7 protein-coding genes are annotated in these 17690 nt (G+C 59.1%); 5 read left to right on the top strand and 2 right to left on the bottom strand.

The window, feature by feature from the left end; all coding sequences use genetic code 11:
- Positions 1-166 precede the first annotated feature (166 nt).
- Both QWE_RS15365 and QWE_RS15360 read left to right on the top strand, forming a co-directional pair.
- Entirely contained in the window at positions 167-1117 is a 951-nt protein-coding gene (locus QWE_RS15365; RefSeq protein WP_006727071.1) for a glycosyltransferase family 8 protein, read from the top strand.
- A 65-nt stretch (positions 1118-1182) separates the two neighbouring features.
- Positions 1183-2556: a glycosyl hydrolase gene (locus QWE_RS15360; RefSeq protein WP_157790714.1), complete on the top strand. Its 1374-nt coding sequence runs from the start codon at positions 1183-1185 to the stop codon at positions 2554-2556.
- Between the two features lie 132 nt (positions 2557-2688).
- Here QWE_RS15360 and QWE_RS15355 read toward each other — a convergent pair whose 3' ends face one another.
- Together QWE_RS15355 and QWE_RS15350 are read right to left on the bottom strand one after the other, a co-directional pair.
- On the bottom strand, positions 2689-3423 hold the full coding sequence (locus QWE_RS15355) for a LuxR C-terminal-related transcriptional regulator (protein WP_006727069.1): 735 nt from the start codon (positions 3421-3423) through the stop codon (positions 2689-2691).
- 267 nt (positions 3424-3690) lie between these two features.
- Positions 3691-4278: a Crp/Fnr family transcriptional regulator gene (locus QWE_RS15350; RefSeq protein WP_240532558.1), complete on the bottom strand. Its 588-nt coding sequence runs from the start codon at positions 4276-4278 to the stop codon at positions 3691-3693.
- 876 nt (positions 4279-5154) lie between these two features.
- On the opposite strand from QWE_RS15350, the gene QWE_RS15345 reads away from it, so the two are divergent.
- From QWE_RS15345 to QWE_RS15335, 3 genes are read left to right on the top strand one after another with little or no spacing between them, the layout of a single operon-like run.
- Positions 5155-6987, top strand: coding sequence for an amino acid adenylation domain-containing protein (locus QWE_RS15345; protein ID WP_240532557.1), 1833 nt, complete (start codon positions 5155-5157; stop codon positions 6985-6987).
- Complete coding sequence (locus QWE_RS15340) at positions 6984-15161, top strand: hybrid non-ribosomal peptide synthetase/type I polyketide synthase (protein ID WP_006727066.1); 8178 nt, start codon at positions 6984-6986, stop codon at positions 15159-15161. Before QWE_RS15345 ends, QWE_RS15340 begins: the two co-directional genes overlap by 4 nt.
- Positions 15158-17689 (top strand): condensation domain-containing protein, encoded by a 2532-nt coding sequence (locus QWE_RS15335; RefSeq protein WP_006727065.1) that lies wholly within the window; start codon positions 15158-15160, stop codon positions 17687-17689. Before QWE_RS15340 ends, QWE_RS15335 begins: the two co-directional genes overlap by 4 nt.
- Position 17690: the final 1 nt, after the last annotated feature.

Genomic DNA, 17690 nt, shown 5'->3' with positions numbered 1-17690 from the left:
ACATACCCACGTTGACAACGCGTCCTGTTCGTATGTGATGAAGGCGGAGCATTTGTAGTTTTCCAGCATAAGTCGTCCTGCCAATGGAAGAGATATCTTCCATAGCCGATTGCAGGGGCACAAACGAACTTGTACTTATTGATGATATGGACAGGGGGATTTCGACTTGAATACCCAATGTATCACCTATGTGACGGATGAGAACTATTTCTTTCCGACCGCAGTTTCCGCCCTTCAGGCCCGAAAGGCTGCCTCTCCTTCGACTGACGTGGTGATCGTCTTCACAGAGCGGTTCAGGCATCACTATGAGGCGCTCGATTTTTGCAATTCAGCCGGACTGAAGCCTGTTGATGGATCGCAATTGCTCGCGGAGCGGTTCGCCAAGGTCGATCGCACTGATTTTAAGGCGAGGATCACCATTGCAGCCATGGGTCGACTGCTGCTGTCCGATCTTCTTCCGCAGCATTATCGCCAGGTGATTTACATCGACGGGGATACCCAGATTGTCGGCGACCTTGGCCCGCTCGAGGACCTGATTGTCCCGCCCGGCAAAGTGGTAGCAGCGATGGACTATACCTCGATCGTCGAGACTGCTCTTACCAGGAAGAAACCAACCTACTTCAATTCGGGAGTCTTGAAATTCGATCCTGCAGACTGGATCGGCGCTGCAGCCTTCGAGCACTTCATCAGAAATGGCGGCCATCTGCATGACCAGGGGGCCCTGAACTCGGTGGCTGGCGATGCGCTCATCTTCATCTCAAACCGCTGGAACTTTCCAAGACAGTTTCTCCATCTCCTCGACAAGCGCCCGACCATCATCCATTTCGCCTCTCATCCCAAGCCCTGGGACGGCGTCTACTTTCCGTGTTCACGGTCGCACTCAGCCGTCTATCGCGAGGCGCTGAAGAGCTACCCCTGCCTTTCACCTTTTGTCCGGAAGATATCGCCCCTCAGACGGATGGCGTACCGCCTGCGCTCTTTCAGAAACCGAATGGCCAATACCATGCCCTTTCTGAGCCGTGATAAAGATGAGGAGGCTATTCGGCGGGTGGTCTGCGACTGGGAACTGGACGACCATCAGCTTACCAGATCAACGCGGGCATCCGTATCCGCCTGACTGCTCGGGGCGTCGCGCTCAGTCCACCCTTGCCCCAGAATGTAACGAGGCAGGAGATGACCGGCATGCTGAAGACGATCGCCAGGACTGCAACACAAGTGCAAACCTTCAAGCTTGCGATGAGCGCCCTGGTCATCCTTTGCGGGCTAGCACCCGGCACTGTTCAAGCCGAGGGTGTTCAAGCACGAGCCACGTCGGACTTCCTCGACAGCATCGGGGTGGTGTCGACCTTCGAAGACCGTGGACAGCCCTATGAAAAGACACTCGCCATGCTCCGATACGGAGGCTTCCGATGGCTTCGCGGCGGGATTGAGGGGCTGAGCGATAGCGGCCCCCTGAGGATTGAAAGCTTTCTGCGCCTGCACGAAGAGGCGGGCGTGAAGATCAGTTGGGGATTGGGCAGCGGGATCAGCGACGTCGAAAGACTGGTGGCGACTGGACGCATCCTGGCGCGAGCCGGTGCGCTTTTGGCCTTCGAAGGCAATAACGAGCCCAACAACTGGCCGGTCACCTACAAAGGCGAAAAGGGCGGCGGGCGGTCATCCTGGTTGCCGCTGGCAAAGCTTCATGCTGATCTCTACCGCATGGTCAAGAGTGACCCGGAACTGGCTGCCTATCCCGTTTGGTCACTCTCCGAGCCTGGGGCGCAGACGGACAATGCCGGCCTGCAATTCCTGACCATCCCGGAAGAGGCCAATACGCTGATGCAGGCCGGAACCCGCTTTGCCGATTATGCCAATGTGCACAACTATCTCTACCATCCCAATGTCCCGGACCCGGCCGACAACAAGACCTGGGACGCAGCTGATCCGTCGAGCGCGACCTCGGTCGATGGTCTCTATGGAAATTTCGGGCGGACCTGGGCCAACCGGTTCGAAGGCTATTCCGAGGAGGATCTGGTCGACCTGCCACGGGTGACCACCGAGACAGGCGTGGCGATCAAGGGCAATGTTGACGAGGCCCTGCAGGGGGTCAATCTCGTCAACCTTTACCTGTCGCAATTCGTCCGAGGCTACCGTCATACGGCGGTTTATATTCTGCGGGACCGGACAGACGAGGAGGGCGTGCAGACCTATGGCTTCTTCGATCCGCAATACAAGCCAAGGCTTGGCGCTCACTACCTGCATAATCTGACGAGAATCCTCGCCGACGATGGGAGAAGCGAGGCCTTGGAAAGGCTCGACTATACGATCACGCCGAAGTTCGAAACGGTCCACGATCTCCTGCTGCAACATAGCGATGGCACCTTCCAGCTGGTCATCTGGGGTGAGTCACTTGTCGGCACGAACAAGTTGAAGGTCAGTTTGGACAAGATGGCGAAGAGGCTCGACCTCTATGACGCGACCGTCGGCAGCACTGCGGTCTCGACATTTGAAAGCCTGACGGAGATCGAGATTGAAATCAGCGATCATCCTGTGGTTCTGAAGATCGTTTATTGAGGCGCAAGAGGTCGTCTTTACACGGCTCCACACATGAAAATGCCGGTCGTTTTCTTAGGACAACCGGCTCTTTTCACAGATAGCATCATCCGACCATCACAGCAGATGTTCGATCTCCCGGTGTTGCGATGCCTACTTCAGCTTGAATGCCACTTGGGTTCGATTGGTGACATTCAGCTTCTTCATGATGTTGCGGATATGCACTTTCACCGTGCTTTCACAGAGGTTCATTTCATAGGCGATGATCTTGTTTGCCTTGCCGCGCCGCAACGCCTCAGCAACCTCAATCTCGCGGGGCGTGAAACCCTCATGCAGATAGCTTGTCCCCTTGACCACCGAGTTCAACGCATCGCGATTGGCCAGAAGACTGCTGGCGGGAATGAAGACCCCGCCTGCCCGCGCCAGCGAGATTGCCTCGGCCGCCACACTGATGTTCACGCTGGTTGGGATATAGCCGCGTGCGCCACAGTCGATGGCCTTTAGAATATCGCCAAGATCGTCGGATTCAGCAATCACGATCACAGGGGTGAGCTTGAATGCAGCCACCACCTCGTCGATCTTTTCACTGGGGAAAGATCCGTCGGCTCTGTTGGCTGTCAAAACCAACAGAATGGCGGAAGGATCTGAGGGGAGCTGGCGTTTGCGCCATTCCTCAACCGAGCCAACCCCTACGATCTGGATCCGCGGATCGTAGCCCAGAAGACTCCGCGACAAGCATTCTCTATCCAGAACCCGACTGTCGAGTATGAGGATGTAATCGTTGGACATTGCCTCGATCCCTTGGCTTGTCGTCAACGAACTGATGTAGTCGATATCGGCCTGTGCAAGCTTTTTGCTAATGTTTGAGGTCGACGCGTAAGCACTCATTTCAAACCCCCTCAATGTGCTGCCCGAGCCGCATTGGCAGCTCGAAGAAAAACGAAGTACGCACCCCCGACATGGGGGCCTGCCGTCCATATAAATGTCTCCTAATTTACGGCTGCAGAATTTCACGGGTTTGTTAGGAGTGCATTAACCTAGGTTAAGTCCCCCCGAAAGTTATTGCATTCGACTCAAATTTGGACCCAAAGGAATTAGCTTGAGCCGGCTTGAACACCGTCTTTCGTGGAAGAAAACCAGGCTAGAGGGGCAGCGCTAGACGTCCTGACGGTCAGGGGCATCGCCTGAGATCGAAGACAGGTAACTTGGGTCGAAATCAACCAGATCCATCAGTTTCCGGCGATTGAGAAACTCGACAATACCATTGCGGAAGGACAATAGGCCGCCCAAGCGCATCTCCTTCAACACACGATTGACGTGGACAGTGGAGAGACCGAGCGCATCGCCGATCTCGGACTGCTTGAGTGGGCATTCGAACCCGTCCAGATCGGGACGCGATGTATTGCGGGCGCGGATTCCAAGCTCCAGGAGGAGATGACCGGTCCGTCCAAACGCGTCACGTCGTCCAACGCTCGCCAGCCGCTCGGTGATCCGCGCATTGCGCTTCATAAGCTCGACCGTCAGGATCAGCGGCAGCTGCGACCCGGCCTCGCCTGAAATCTGTCCGGGGAACTCGTAGCAGCTGACTTCACCAACGGTCTGAACCGCTTCCTGGGACATGGCGGTGGAGACGGACGAAAGCACGTCGCCGTGCAAGAAGAAATCGGTGACGATCCGGGTCCCATTCGACATCATCTTGCTGGCGATAATCCAGCCGCGCTCGATCAGGAGAACACGTGACATCGTGCTCCCACTGTCGAAAAGCGTGGTTCCCGCCGGGTATTGGCGCAGCGTCGCCCGAAGCAATCGGGTATCCTGCCTGCGATGTTCCGAACCCGCTATGTTCCCACTGATAGAATGATCACCCAGCCGCATAAGTTCGCCCACTCGTCCGCACCCCGCAGACTAATGTACAAATACCACAAATACTTTTCGGTGTAATCCACATCGTCATAATTCCTCCCAAATCCTTTGAGGCTGCAATCCAACATGCATGCCCGCATAATTGTTCCAGGGCACAAGCCACTGTAATTTCGGGCTTCAGACCGCAACTGAAGAAACAATTCTTCATTCGAGGGACAATGATCGAAATCTTGGCAATACAGCGTCTCTCCTACCTCCATTCTAAGCTGCCACCACCCAAATGGATTAGCTATTATCAATTTATACTTCTTTTGGAGTAGGAGAGGCGCCTCGCTTCGCGCGTGGCACCGGGATACGTAAGCTGCACCTGCAGAGATGTGAATCAGTGCCAGATCCGGTGGGTGCCCCAAGGCTGGCGCCGCCAGTCAGGCCGTTACTCATGAAGACGGGGACCCACTCCATTTTCAAAGGCCTTGGCCACTCGGTTACTGGCCAAACGGATGAGGCGAAGACTAGCTGATCGTCTGATTTCACCCCAATGACCAGATTTTCATTTCACGCGCCCGTGAAATTCTGAAGCCGGGGAATGCCTCGCACCCTGACCCGCCTTAAGCGCGGGCGCTTTCATTCAGGACCGGTCGGGCAGGCAGTTGGAGTGGGATGATGATGACTGGTGTCCAGGACGTTGACGTGCGCAGCGCCATGACGGGGGAAAGCCCCCCTCGCCGGGCAATCCGCTATGACAAGAGAAAGGGGGTGCCCGAAATCGTAAGGCAGCATGCCTTTTCCACGCCTGAGGCGATAGCGATCATCTGCGGTGATGCGCGCCTAACCTATGGCGAGCTCGACCAGATCTCGAATGATCTCGCCAGCCATCTGATCGCATGTGGTATCGAAAAGGGTGACGTTGTCTGCCTCCTTGTGCCGCGATCGCTGGAAACAGTGGTTGCCAAGCTTGCGATCTTGAAGGCGGGGGCGGCGTATCTGCCGTTGGATCCGGCCTACCCGTCCGATCATTTGCACAATGTCTTGCAGGAATGCAGCCCGAAGGTCGTCTTCACCTTTGGTAAGCCGGAGCCGGGCCTCAGTGAAATTGCAGGGTCCGCCACGCAGGTGATTGATCTGCCGTCGCTCATGAGCGACCTCGAACCCAGCGACGCCTCGCAGTTGCCGGCCATTGGCGGCGCAGACCTCGCCTATGTGATGTACACTTCGGGTTCGACCGGTCGTCCCAAGGGGGTAGCGGTTCCCCACGCCGGGATCACGCGCCTGGTTCTCGACCAGAACTTCCTCGCCTTCTCACCCGCCGACAGGGTGCTTCATTCAACGACGATCTCGTTCGATGCATCGACTGTTGACATCTGGGGCGCACTTTTAAACGGCGCAACTCTGGTGATTATGGCGAAGGCAAATTTTTCGCTGACCGACATGCGGGACCTGATCCGCAAGCACGACATCACGTTCTTGAACTTTACCACCGGCCTCTTCAACGTCTTTGCCGACCATGTAGACGAGCCCATGCCTAGCCTTCGGCAGGCCATTTTCGGTGGTGAGGTTGCGTCGGCGGCCCATGTGAAGCGATTTATCGCAGCGCATCCGGCCTGCCTTCTGACCAATGTCTATGGTCCGACCGAAGCGTCCTGCATTGCAACCACATATACCGTCCCGCGACATTTCACCGGTGCCGAATTGCCGATTGGTGAAGCGATTGCGCATACCGATGTCTTTCTGCTGGACGATGAGTTTCAAATCGTCCCGCCCGGCATCGAGGGACAGATTGCGATTGCCGGCGATGGGCTGGCCCTCGGTTATTTCAACAGACCAGACCTCACTGCCGAACGCTTCATCTTCATCGACACACCCGAGGGAGAGCGCCGTTGCTATCTCACGGGCGACCTTGCCGTCATGGACGAGGCTGGGATCTTCCATTTTCGCGGGCGCCGCGATCGGCAGGTGAAGATCAACGGAAAACGCATCGAACTGGAGGAAATCGAAACCGTTCTGCGGCGCCAGCCGCGGCTTGCCGAAGCCATCGTCGAATGCCGGGAGATCGGCGGGCTGAAGCGCATCATCGCTTATCTGCGCCCGAGCGAAGCCCAGGACGTTGCCAATAGCAATTTCGTCCCCTCGGTAATGGAGCGTTTGCGCAGCAGTCTGCCGGCTTACATGATCCCGAGTACGGCAATCGTCGTTTCCGACTTCCCCTTGACGCATGCGGGCAAGATCGACAGGGCAGCACTACCGCTGCCGCCCGTCGAGGACGCCACCCCGGTCGCCGTGCGCAGCCGCTCTGAAGACATTCTAATTCGGCTGTGGCGTGACGCTCTCGGCTTGGAAGTCGTTCCTGCGGATCGCAATTTCTTTGACCTAGGCGGGACCTCGCTGCAGCTGATGCGGGTTCATGCGGGCCTCGAGCTAGCGATGGGCCAGCGCCTGGAGGTTCTGGCCCTTTTCAAATACCCGACCGTGCGTGACATGGCTCGTTTTCTCGATGGCCGTGAGCAAGCCTCCTCCGGGACCACAGCCGCGGATCAACGCGCCGCCCAGCAGCGCAGGACGATGTCTAGCTTCCGCCGGAGCATGTCATGACCGTCGACCTGCGGCCAAACGGCCATGCTCCCAAGAATGCCGAGGTCGACCCTGATGTTTCCGGCGGCATCGCAATCATCGGAATGTCCGGACGCTTTCCGAAGGCCGACAGCGTTCAAGGTCTGTGGGACCTCGTGAAAAGTGGAGAAAATGCTTTCCGCATCTTCAAAGCAGACGAGATCGAAGATGGGTTCACAGACGAGGAACGCGCGTCACCCGACTATGTCGCATGCCGTCCGCACCTTGCCGACGTAGATATGTTTGATGCCGAATTCTTCGGCATGTTCGCGCGCGAAGCGGCATTGACCGATCCTCAGCATCGGGTTTTTCTGGAAATCTGCTGGGAAGCCTTGGAGTCTGCCGGGTACGATCCCTATCAAGCGCCTGGTCTGGTCGGTGTCTTTGCCGGCTGCTCGATGCCAACTTACCTGCTCAACAATGTGCTTCCCGACCGCGCGGCCGTCGAGGAAGTCACGTCCAACTATCAGATCGGCTGCTACAACCAACTGATAGGTTCGCTCGGCGACGCGCTTGCAACGCGCATCGCCTACAAGCTCAATCTGCGCGGCCCAGCCTTCACGCTGCAATCGGCCTGCTCCACTTCGCTGCTTGCCGTCTCGCAGGCATGCCAGAACCTTCTGACCTATAGTTGCGATATGGCGCTGGCCGGCGGTGTCTCGATCACCCATCCGCAGAAGCGCGGCTGTATCTATCAGGAAGGCGGGATGGTTTCCCGAGACGGCGTCTGCCGTCCCTTCGATGCGGATGCATCCGGCACGGTCTTCGGCAGCGGAGCCGGCGTTGTTCTCCTCAAGCGGCTCGAAGACGCCTTGGCCGACGGCGATATGATCTATGCGATCATCCGCGGTTATGGCGTCAACAATGACGGGTCTGACAAGATCGGTTTTACCGCCCCAAGTGCAGAGGGACAGGCAGACGTTATCACGGCTGCGATCGCCCATGCGGGTATTGATCCCGCAGCGATCGGCTACATCGAGTGCCATGGCACTGCGACCCCGCTGGGCGATCCGATTGAGTTCTCTGGCCTCACGCAGGCGTTTTCGCGGGCGCCTCTGCAACGCAAAAGCTGCGCCCTCGGCTCCTTGAAGGGGTCGATCGGCCATCTTGATGCAGCGGCCGGGGTCGCGGGCCTCATCAAGGCGACTCTTGCCTTGCATCACGGCAAGATCCCCGCGATGCCCAACTTCAAGGCCCCCAATCCACACGTAGATCTCGACAATACGCGATTTTACATTCCCGACCGGACGAGCGACTGGCCGGCTGGCTCCACACCGCGCTGCGCAGGCGTCAGCGCGTTTGGGGTTGGCGGGACCAATATACACGTCGTCCTGGAAGAGGCCCCCAAACCCATCAAGGGAGAGGCCAGGACGACCGCACCCCTGATCCTCCCCCTGTCGGCCCGCTCGGAAGCTGCCTTGTCGCAGATGCGACGCAATCTCGTGGGCCATCTGGAGAAGAATCGAGACATCTCAATCGAGGCGCTTGCCACAACGCTGCAGGAGGGGCGCCACGCCTTTCGCACCCGTACCGCGATATCGGCCGAAACGATTGAAGAGGCCATCGAGGGACTGAAGCGGGAAAACCCGACAACCGCTGTCGCAGAGGACTGCCCTCCGCCGGTCGTCTTCATGTTTCCAGGCCAGGGCGCCCAGTATGTTGGCATGGGGGCTGCGCTGCATACCAGCGAACCGGAATTTGCCCGTTGGATCGATCGCGGCACCGAGCTCTTGAAGATGCGCTTTGGCATCGATTTGAAGGAGTATATCTGCCACGCCGGTCCCGTCAGCCGCGCTTTGGCCGAGGAACAGCGAGAAACACGCATTGCTCAGCCTTGCCTTTATCTCGTGGAATATGCCCTGGCCCAGCTCTGGATCTCCCGTGGCCTGAAGCCGACGGCAATGATCGGCCACAGCGTCGGCGAGTTCGTGGCCGCGACGCTTGCCAACGTAATCTCGTTCGAGGACGCGTTAACACTGGTGGCCACGCGCGGACAGCTGATGCAGGAGCAGTCTCCAGGCGCGATGATATCGGTGCGCGCAGCCCCCGACGTGCTTGCCAACCAACTCGTGGGCGAGGCGGAAATCGCCGCAATCAACGCGCCAAAACTCTGCGTCGCCTCCGGCCCAGTGGACGATATAGAAGCGCTTTGTTTCCGCCTGGAAAAAGCCGGGATCGCCTTCAGCAGGCTGCATACGTCGCACGCCTTCCATTCCGCAATGATGGACCCGTGCATCGATGCCCTGCGGGATGTGGCGTCCAAAGTGACCTACGGGCAGGCGACCATCCCCTACATCTCCTGCGTGACGGGCGACTGGCAGAGCGAGGTTTTCAGCTCGTCGCCGGACTACTGGGCACGCCACTGCCGCGAACCGGTGCGTTTTTCCGATGGTCTGTTGACCCTGTGCAAGGATCAACACCCCATCTTGCTCGAGGTCGGGCCAGGTCGAAGCCTGTCGGTCTTTGCGGCGCAGACGATTGGCCGTGATCAACTCCCGGCCATCGTCCAGTCCCTGCCGGAACACGACAGCGCAGCCTTGGCCAGACACTTCGTGGCCGACGCCCATGCCAGACTCTGGATGGCAGGCAGCAATCTTCCCTGGCCGGGTCTCAACGGCAATCCTCGCCAGTCCATCCCCCTGCCGACCTATCCCTTCCAGCGGCAGCGACACTGGATCGAAGCGCCGCCATCCGAGCGGCGCAGGCGCGCCGAACGCCCGGCAAGTTTGGACGGCAAACAGAGCATCAAGCGCGAGCAATTCGCATCAAGTGAGGTGGAAACCATGAACGCCATCAACACCGTGACGGTCCCGAGCCGCATTGCAAAGCTCGAGTCTGCCTTGATCTCGCTCTTGGGCGAGATGTCCGGCGAGCCGATTGATGCGCAAAACATCAATGACACTTTCCTCGAACTTGGCTTCGACAGCCTGTTTATCGGCCAGTTTGCCCAGAAGATCGACCGGCTCTACGGCGTCAGGATCTCGTTTCGTGAACTGTTGGCCAACATCCCATCGGTCGCGGCACTGGCGCGCCATCTCGATCGGGTGCTGCCTCCGGACCCGGCAGACGCTGACGTCCCAATCAAACCGCAGCCAGCATCGATTACAACCGGTCCGTCCGCCATAGCGGTCCAGACGACAACGCCTTCGTCGACACCTTCAGCGGTGATGCAGATCGCTGACCGCGCGGCAGCGGCACCGGGCCTCGAAGCGCTGCTGCAATCCCAGCTGCGCTTGGCGCAGGACCTCTTTGCACAGCAGTTCCAGCTGCTTCAGGGCGGCGGCGTGACCGCAAGCGCATCATCTGCGCCAACGACGTCTGAAACGCCGTCTCCCGCCAGTCCTGCCCCCTCCACTGACCCTGAGCCTGTAGCGCTTGGAAAACCCGGCCCGGAGGCGGCGGAAACCGAGGAAATCGGCGGCGCGCGATATCGCCACTATCAGCAGTCCGGCAAGAGGGGCATGGCGCAGACCAGCGCGGAGCAAGGAGCCTTCATCAACGACCTCGTGCTTGCCTATTCCAATCGAAACCAAGGCTCCAAGCAGTTTACCCAGGCCCATCGGGCCAGCCTGGCCGATCCGCGCACGGCGTCCGGCTTCAGAGCAGAATGGAAGGAAATGATCTTCCCCGTGGTGTGCCACCGCTCCAAGGGCGCGCGCATCTGGGATATCGACGGTCATGAATATATCGACTTGGTCAATGGTTTCGGCCAGACGGCCTTTGGCCATGCGCCGGATTTCGTCGTCGAGGCAATGAAAGCTCAGATGGAGGACGGTTTTGCAATTGGTCCCCAGACGCCACTGGCTGGCGAGGTCGCAGAACTTTTCAGCGCCATGACCGGCCATCAACGGGTGACGTTCTGCAACACTGGCTCTGAAGCCGTTATGGCCGCCATGCGGCTTGCCCGCGCCGTCACCGGTCGCGATCGTATTGCTGTGTTCGCCAACGACTATCACGGCCAGTTCGACGAGGTCCTCGTCAAGGGCCGCGCCCGCGCCAAGGAACCGATCGCTCTGCCGATTGCCGCCGGCATTCCCTCCGGCTCGGTGAGCAACATGGTCGTCCTGCCCTATGGCACAGACGAGAGCCTGGACTGGATCAAGGCAAATGCAGGCGAGCTGGCAGCCGTCATCATCGAGCCTATTCAGAGCCGCCATCCCGAACTTCGCCCGCGTGACTTCGTCGCGACATTGCGCGAGATCGCCGATACGTCAGGCTATGCACTGGTCTTCGATGAAGTGGTCACCGGCTTTCGCGTCGATCCCGGCGGCATGCAGGCGATCTGGGGTATCAAGGGTGACATGGCAACATACGGCAAGGTCGTCGGCGGCGGCATGCCGATCGGGGTCTTGGCAGGAAACAACCGCTTCATGGACGCACTTGACGGAGGCTACTGGCGCTATGGTGACGACAGCGTGCCCAACGTCGTCCCGACCTTCTTTGCCGGCACCTTCGTTCGCCACCCGGTGGTTCTTGCAGCGGCCCGTGCCGTGCTTCACCACATCAAAGGCGATGGATCCGCGCTCTACGACCGTGTGGCAAAGCGAACGGAAGCGCTTGTCGACGAAATCAACCTGGAGCTCGAAAAGCGGGGCGTCCCGCCATGCCTGCGCGGCTACAAGAGCTGGTTCGTGACCGATTTCAGCAGTCAGGATCCGCTTGGCGGACTGCTCTACCCCTATCTTCGGATGAACGGCATCCACATCCAGGAGGGCTATCCCTGCTTCTTGACGACGGCCCATAGCGAAGAGGACTTCAAGACGATCGCCAGAGCCTTCCGCGATGCAGTCGACGCTCTGCAATGCGTCGGCATCCTGGCGCCCAAGGCGGGGCGCGGGCTGAACGGGCTGGCAAATGCCACTCAAGCTTCGCCCCGGCCAGCGCTCTCCAAGCCAGACCGGACAAAGAGTGCGCGACTAACCGAAGCGCAATCCGAGATCTGGCTTGCCGCACAGGCCGGTGAAGAAGCCTCCTGCTCCTTCAACGAATCCTTGTCCCTTGAGTTGTCTGGAACGCTGGACAAGCATGCCTTTGTTCGGGCAATCCATGCCGTCGTCGCGCGCCATGATGCTTTGCATATTCGCTTCGATCGCAACGGCGAACGCTTCAGCTTCATCTCCGACTTCACGCTCCCGGTCGAGCTGATCGACCTGTCTGAAGATCCGTCGGCGAAGGCCAGGCTCGCGCAACTGATCGAAGCCGATGCCAAGACGCCGTTTGATCTCGTGGAAGGGCCACTGGCACGCGCTTTTCTCGTGACAATGGCGCAGGATCGGCACGTGCTGGTGTTTACCGCACACCACATCGTCTGCGATGGCTGGTCGCTGAACGTGATCATCAATGAGCTGTCACAGGCCTATACGGCCGCCTTGCGGGCGGAATCGCCGATGCTTGAGCCCTCTATGTCTTTTGCCGACTACGCCGAGCACCATGCACCCGGCGGCGAGGTCGGTTCAAACACCGCACAATTCTGGCATGCACAATATCAGCAGCCGCCCGAACTCCTTGATCTGCCCTTCGATCGTCCGCATCCAGATCGGCGCAGCTTTGCAGGCGGCACCTGCACGGTGATCGTTCCGTCCGACATAAGCGGTGCGGTGAGAAAGCGCGGCGCGCGGTCTGGTGCGACGATGTTTTCCACCATGCTTGCGGCACTTCAGGTCATGCTTGCGCGCCTTTCGGGCCAGACCGACATCGTTATCGCGGTTCCCTCGGCAGGCCAGAGCCTGCTGGAAGACAAGATCCTCGTCGGTCACTGTGTCAATCTGCTACCGATCCGCCAGCGGGTCGATCTTGAAGCCTCCTTCGAGGATCACCTGAAGACCACCCAACAACTGGTTCTCAAGGCTTTCGAGCATCAGGACTATACGTATGGCACGCTCGTCAAGACGCTGGGTGTAAAGCGTGACCCCAGCCGCCTCCCGTTGACAGGCATTCAGTTCAACCTTGAACGTGTCGCGGCAAATGCAACATTCGAGGGACTGGACGTCGCGATTACGCCCAACCCCAAATCCTTCGCGAATTTCGACATGTTCCTCAACATGATCGAGAGCAAGGATGGCATCCGGATCGACGTCGACTACAATGCGGACGTCCTGGACCGCGAAACGGTCGAGCGCTGGATTGGCCACCTTATCACCTTGTTGACGGCGCTCGCCGAAAAGGACGCTTCGCTGGTGACCGACCTGCCTCTGCTATCGCAACGAGAAATGCATTGGCTGGCTCGGGATCTCAATGAAAGCGCTGCCGACTATCCGCGCGAGGACAGCGTCGTTACCTTGGTTGCCAGACAGGCCCAATCGAAAGCGGGCGCTATCGCTGCGCGCCATGGCGCTCGATCGATGACCTATGGGGAGCTTGAGGCGCAAAGCAACGCCTTTGCCCACCATCTCCAGAAAGTCCTTCACGGACGGGGCGAGCGCGTGGCGCTGCTGGTAGACCGCTCGCTCGAGATGCTCGTGGCCCTGATCGGCATCATGAAGGCAGGTCATGCTTATGTGCCACTTGACCCTGGTCATCCGGCGGCGCGCCTTCACCAGACGCTCAATGCCGCGAGACCGGCTGCCATCGTCTGCGACACGGATGCGAATGAGGCACTCACAAAGACAGACGCGGATGAGGCAGAGATCGGCACCTTAAAAACGGCGACGATCCGGCTGGACAAGGTGCTCAGCGCTCTGGCCCCTTCCTCCGCATCAGCACCGGATATCCTGCCGCCTCACGCCGATAGCACCGCCTATGTGATCTTTACCTCCGGGTCGACGGGAACGCCCAAAGGTGTCTCGATCAGCCACCGCTCGCTGACGAACTTCTTGTGCTCGATGGCCAGGGAACCAGGCTTCGCGTCGGACGACGTCATCGTCGCGGTCACCACGATCTCATTCGACATCGCGGGCCTCGAACTTTACCTGCCGCTGATCTGCGGTGGCAGTGTTGTGATCGCTGACCGTTCGCAGGTCGAAGACGGTTTCGCGCTTGTTCGCCTCATCAACGAAAGCGCTGCAACCGTGCTTCAGGCGACCCCGACACTCTGGCAGATGCTGGTTGAAGCCGGCCTCGATAAAACCCGTCCCTTGAAGAAGCTGTGTGGTGGCGAGGCACTGCCTGCAAGCCTTGCCCGCACACTTTCCGGCATGCAGGGCTCCCTATGGAACATGTATGGTCCGACCGAAACCACCATCTGGTCGTCGTTGGCCAAGATCACCGATGGGGACGCACCGATCACGATCGGTCACCCGATCGCAAATACCGAGCTTCACATTCTCGGCCCCGATGGTCGCCTTGTGCCACCCGGGGTCGTCGGTGAACTCCATATCGGCGGGGATGGCCTGGCGGAGGGCTATTTCGACAGACCAGACCTGACCGAGACCGCATTCATCTCCTGCGATATCGGCCTTGGTGAGGAGCAGCGCCTCTACAAGACCGGCGATCTCGGCCGGCGTCTGAAGGATGGCTCGTTGCAGTTGCTTGGCCGACGCGACAATCAGGTGAAACTGCGCGGTTTCCGCATTGAGCTTGGAGAGATCGAAGCGGTGATCTCAAAGGTCGAAGGTCTGCGCCAATGCGCTGTCGTCGGCGCCAGAAACGCCCGCGGAGAGCTGCTGCTTGCCTGCTACTTCGTCGCCAACCCCGAGACCCGGGCAGCGGATGCGGCAGAGCTTGCCAAGGCGGTTCGTCGCGACCTGCCCGCCTATATGGTGCCCTCCGTCTGGTCTCGGGAAATCGAACTGCCTCTGACAGGCAATGGCAAGCTCAACCGCAAGGCCCTGGAAGCCCGCGAGCTGCGCCGTGACGACGGGCAGACCAAGGCAGCCGCAAAGACGGCACCGCGCACAGCCATGGAAGAGCGGCTGATGGACATCTGGGAGGGTGTACTCGACATCGACCCGATCGGCGTCGAAGACAATCTCTATGCGCTCGGCGCAGATTCCCTGATGATATTCCGCATCGCGGCTCGAATGCTCGATGCCGGCCTGCCGCTCGAAGCCAAACACCTCCTCCGTTACCCGTCGATTGCAGAACTCGCCGCCTATGCCGAAAAGGCGGCGGAACAGCTGAGCGTCAGTTCGCCTGACGAAGGCGGCATCGTCCATCAGATACCCTCGCTTTCGAGCTTCCGGAACGGCGCGCGGCGAAGCATGGAGCGGATATCATGAACCAGCACGAAAGCGTCTCTCTGACGACGGAGTCACCCGAGATCATCGGCGAGTTTCCCTGCACGCAAACCCAACTGCGTTGCTGGGTCCTCGATCAGATGCAGCCTGGAAACCCGGCCTTGAATGTCGCGGTGCGTTGGGAAATTCGCGGGACGTTTAAGGCGTCGACGATCGAGGCGGCGTTTCGCAAGATCATTCAGCGCCACGAAATCCTGCGCACACGCTTTATCGAACGACAAGGCAATCCCACCCAGCAGGTGCTCGATGCTGTCGACTTCAAGCTGTCGGTGATCGACTTGAGGAGCATGCCGGCAGAGCAGCGCGAACAGCGCATCCTGTCGATCGGCGAGGAAACGGCCTCCGCTCCCTTCGATCTGTCTCAGGCCGGCTTGTTCCGCGTCACCTTGCTGATGGTGGAAAACAGCAGGGCATTCCTGCTGATCACCGCGCACCAGACCTGTTTTGACGGCTGGTCGATCCGCGTGCTCGGTCGCGAACTCGGGGAGATCGCGTCGGCCATGGAGGCCGGCCGCGTACCGTCTCTGCCTGACCTGCCATTGCAATATGGCGACTATGCCTTGTGGCAGCAGGAATACCTTTCAAGCTATGGGTTTGAGGCGGAAAAGAGCTTCTGGAAGGAAACCCTGGCGGGTGCTCCCTATTTCGAGGTTCCAAGCGATCACCCAAGACCCGCGATCAAGACCGTCAATGGGACGATCCTCTCTGCAGTGAAACCCGTTGAATTCGGCGAGCGCATGGAAGCGGCCGCGCGTGATCACAAGGTTTCGCTCTTTGCCTATGGTGTTGCCATCGTCAGTGCCGTGCTCAACCGGGTCACCGGATCCGAGGACATACTCTTCGGCACCCAGATCGCCGGGCGCGAACATTCCGATCTCGAGCCGATGATCGGCGTGTTCATCAACAATCTGGTCCTGCGTGTGCCTGTCAGCCCGCAAATGAGTTTTGAGGAACACCTGACATCGGCGACAAAGACGGTCACTGCTGCGGTCAACCACCAGCGCGTGCCATTCAACAAGCTGGTCGAATTCATCAATCCGGTGCGCGATCCCTCGCGCAATCCGCTGATTTCGGTCAACTTCAATCTGTCGAAGGCCTTCATGGAGGACCGCTCCTATGGTGACTTCGAGCTCATCAGTGCCGCCTCGCAGTCACCCGGCGTTGTCTATGACATCAGCTTCGGCATGGTAGGTCGTCCCTCAGGCTGGCGCATGTCGATCGAATACAATACCGACCTCTTCGACCGCTCCACGATCGAGCATATTCTGAAAGTCTGGCAAGACGTCTACGAGCAGGCTTTGAGTACGCCGACGGCGCCGCTGTCACCGGTCCAAATCACCAAGTCGTGGTTGGGGTCAAATGGTGAAGCCGAAATCGCAGCAGCCCCTGATCGCAAAGCGCTCCCGATCGCTGGGGCACCTGACCTCGCCCAACATGCATGTGACGTCACTCCGGCTGAGCGCATGCGCCTCTTGACGGAGATATGGATGAGGGTTCTCGACGTCAAATCCATTGATCCGGAGTCGGACTTCTTTGCGCTTGGTGGACACTCGCTTCTGGCCCTGCGCATGCTCTCGGCGGTCAGGGAAACATTGGGAGTCAAGCCGGAACTGACACTGCTTTTCCGCCATCCGACCCTGCGCGGTTTCGGCGAAGCGCTGTTTGGCCCACTCGTTGATGACAGCCTATCCGCACAACAAAGGGCGGCACCAGTCTTCGAACGCAGCACCTTGAAGCAGGGCACCGGTCCCGGCGCGGTCTATTCGATCAATCACCCCTTTCTCTATTACCAACTGGCCAACAGGCTGGACGACAGCCTGTCGGTCTATAACCTCAACATGTTCAGTGTATCGGAAGATGACGTCTCACCCGACGTCACGCTCGAAGACGTGGCCGCCTCGGTGATCCGCGCCATGGATATTCATCCTGGCCAGGGACCCGTGGGCATCGTCGGTCTTTGCGTGAACGGGATACTGGCGATCGAAATTGCGCACCAGCTGCAGGAAATGGGCGTCGATGTTGCCTTCACGGCGGCAATCGATTCCTGGGCGCCCGGCTACTTCCGCTCACAGCCCTGGCTTCGCCAGCGCTTCTGGAATGCCGAACGTCGTGTCAAACGCACACTCTATTTTACCCGCAAGCTGTTTACTGGGCGGATCAGACTGCTTGGCTTCCTGAAGGAGTTCCGCCTCACCCAGAAACTTATCGGCGCAATCAGCCCGAGCAGCACAAAGGCGAGCGTAGAAGAGGCTGCGAATGTTCGGGTCACCGATTTCCTCGTGCAGCTTTCACGCGGCTACAAGGCGAAACCGGTTGGTGAACTGATGCTGTTAAAAAGCCAGGCAAGCCCTGCTCGCGCCCGCAGACTTCTGTTCGGCTGGGACAAGACGGTGACCGGAACGGCCTCTGTCATTGATCTTGAAGGTTGGCACGAGGATTCGCTCACGGTCGATGGCATGCAGCGTCTCGCGCGCGTCTTCAATGATCGTCTGGCAAGCGGGACACCGTAAG

It is taken from the genome of Agrobacterium albertimagni AOL15 (genome assembly GCF_000300855.1).
GTDB classification, from domain to species: domain Bacteria; phylum Pseudomonadota; class Alphaproteobacteria; order Rhizobiales; family Rhizobiaceae; genus Allorhizobium; species Allorhizobium albertimagni.
This window is presented reverse-complemented; position numbering and strand designations above follow the sequence as displayed.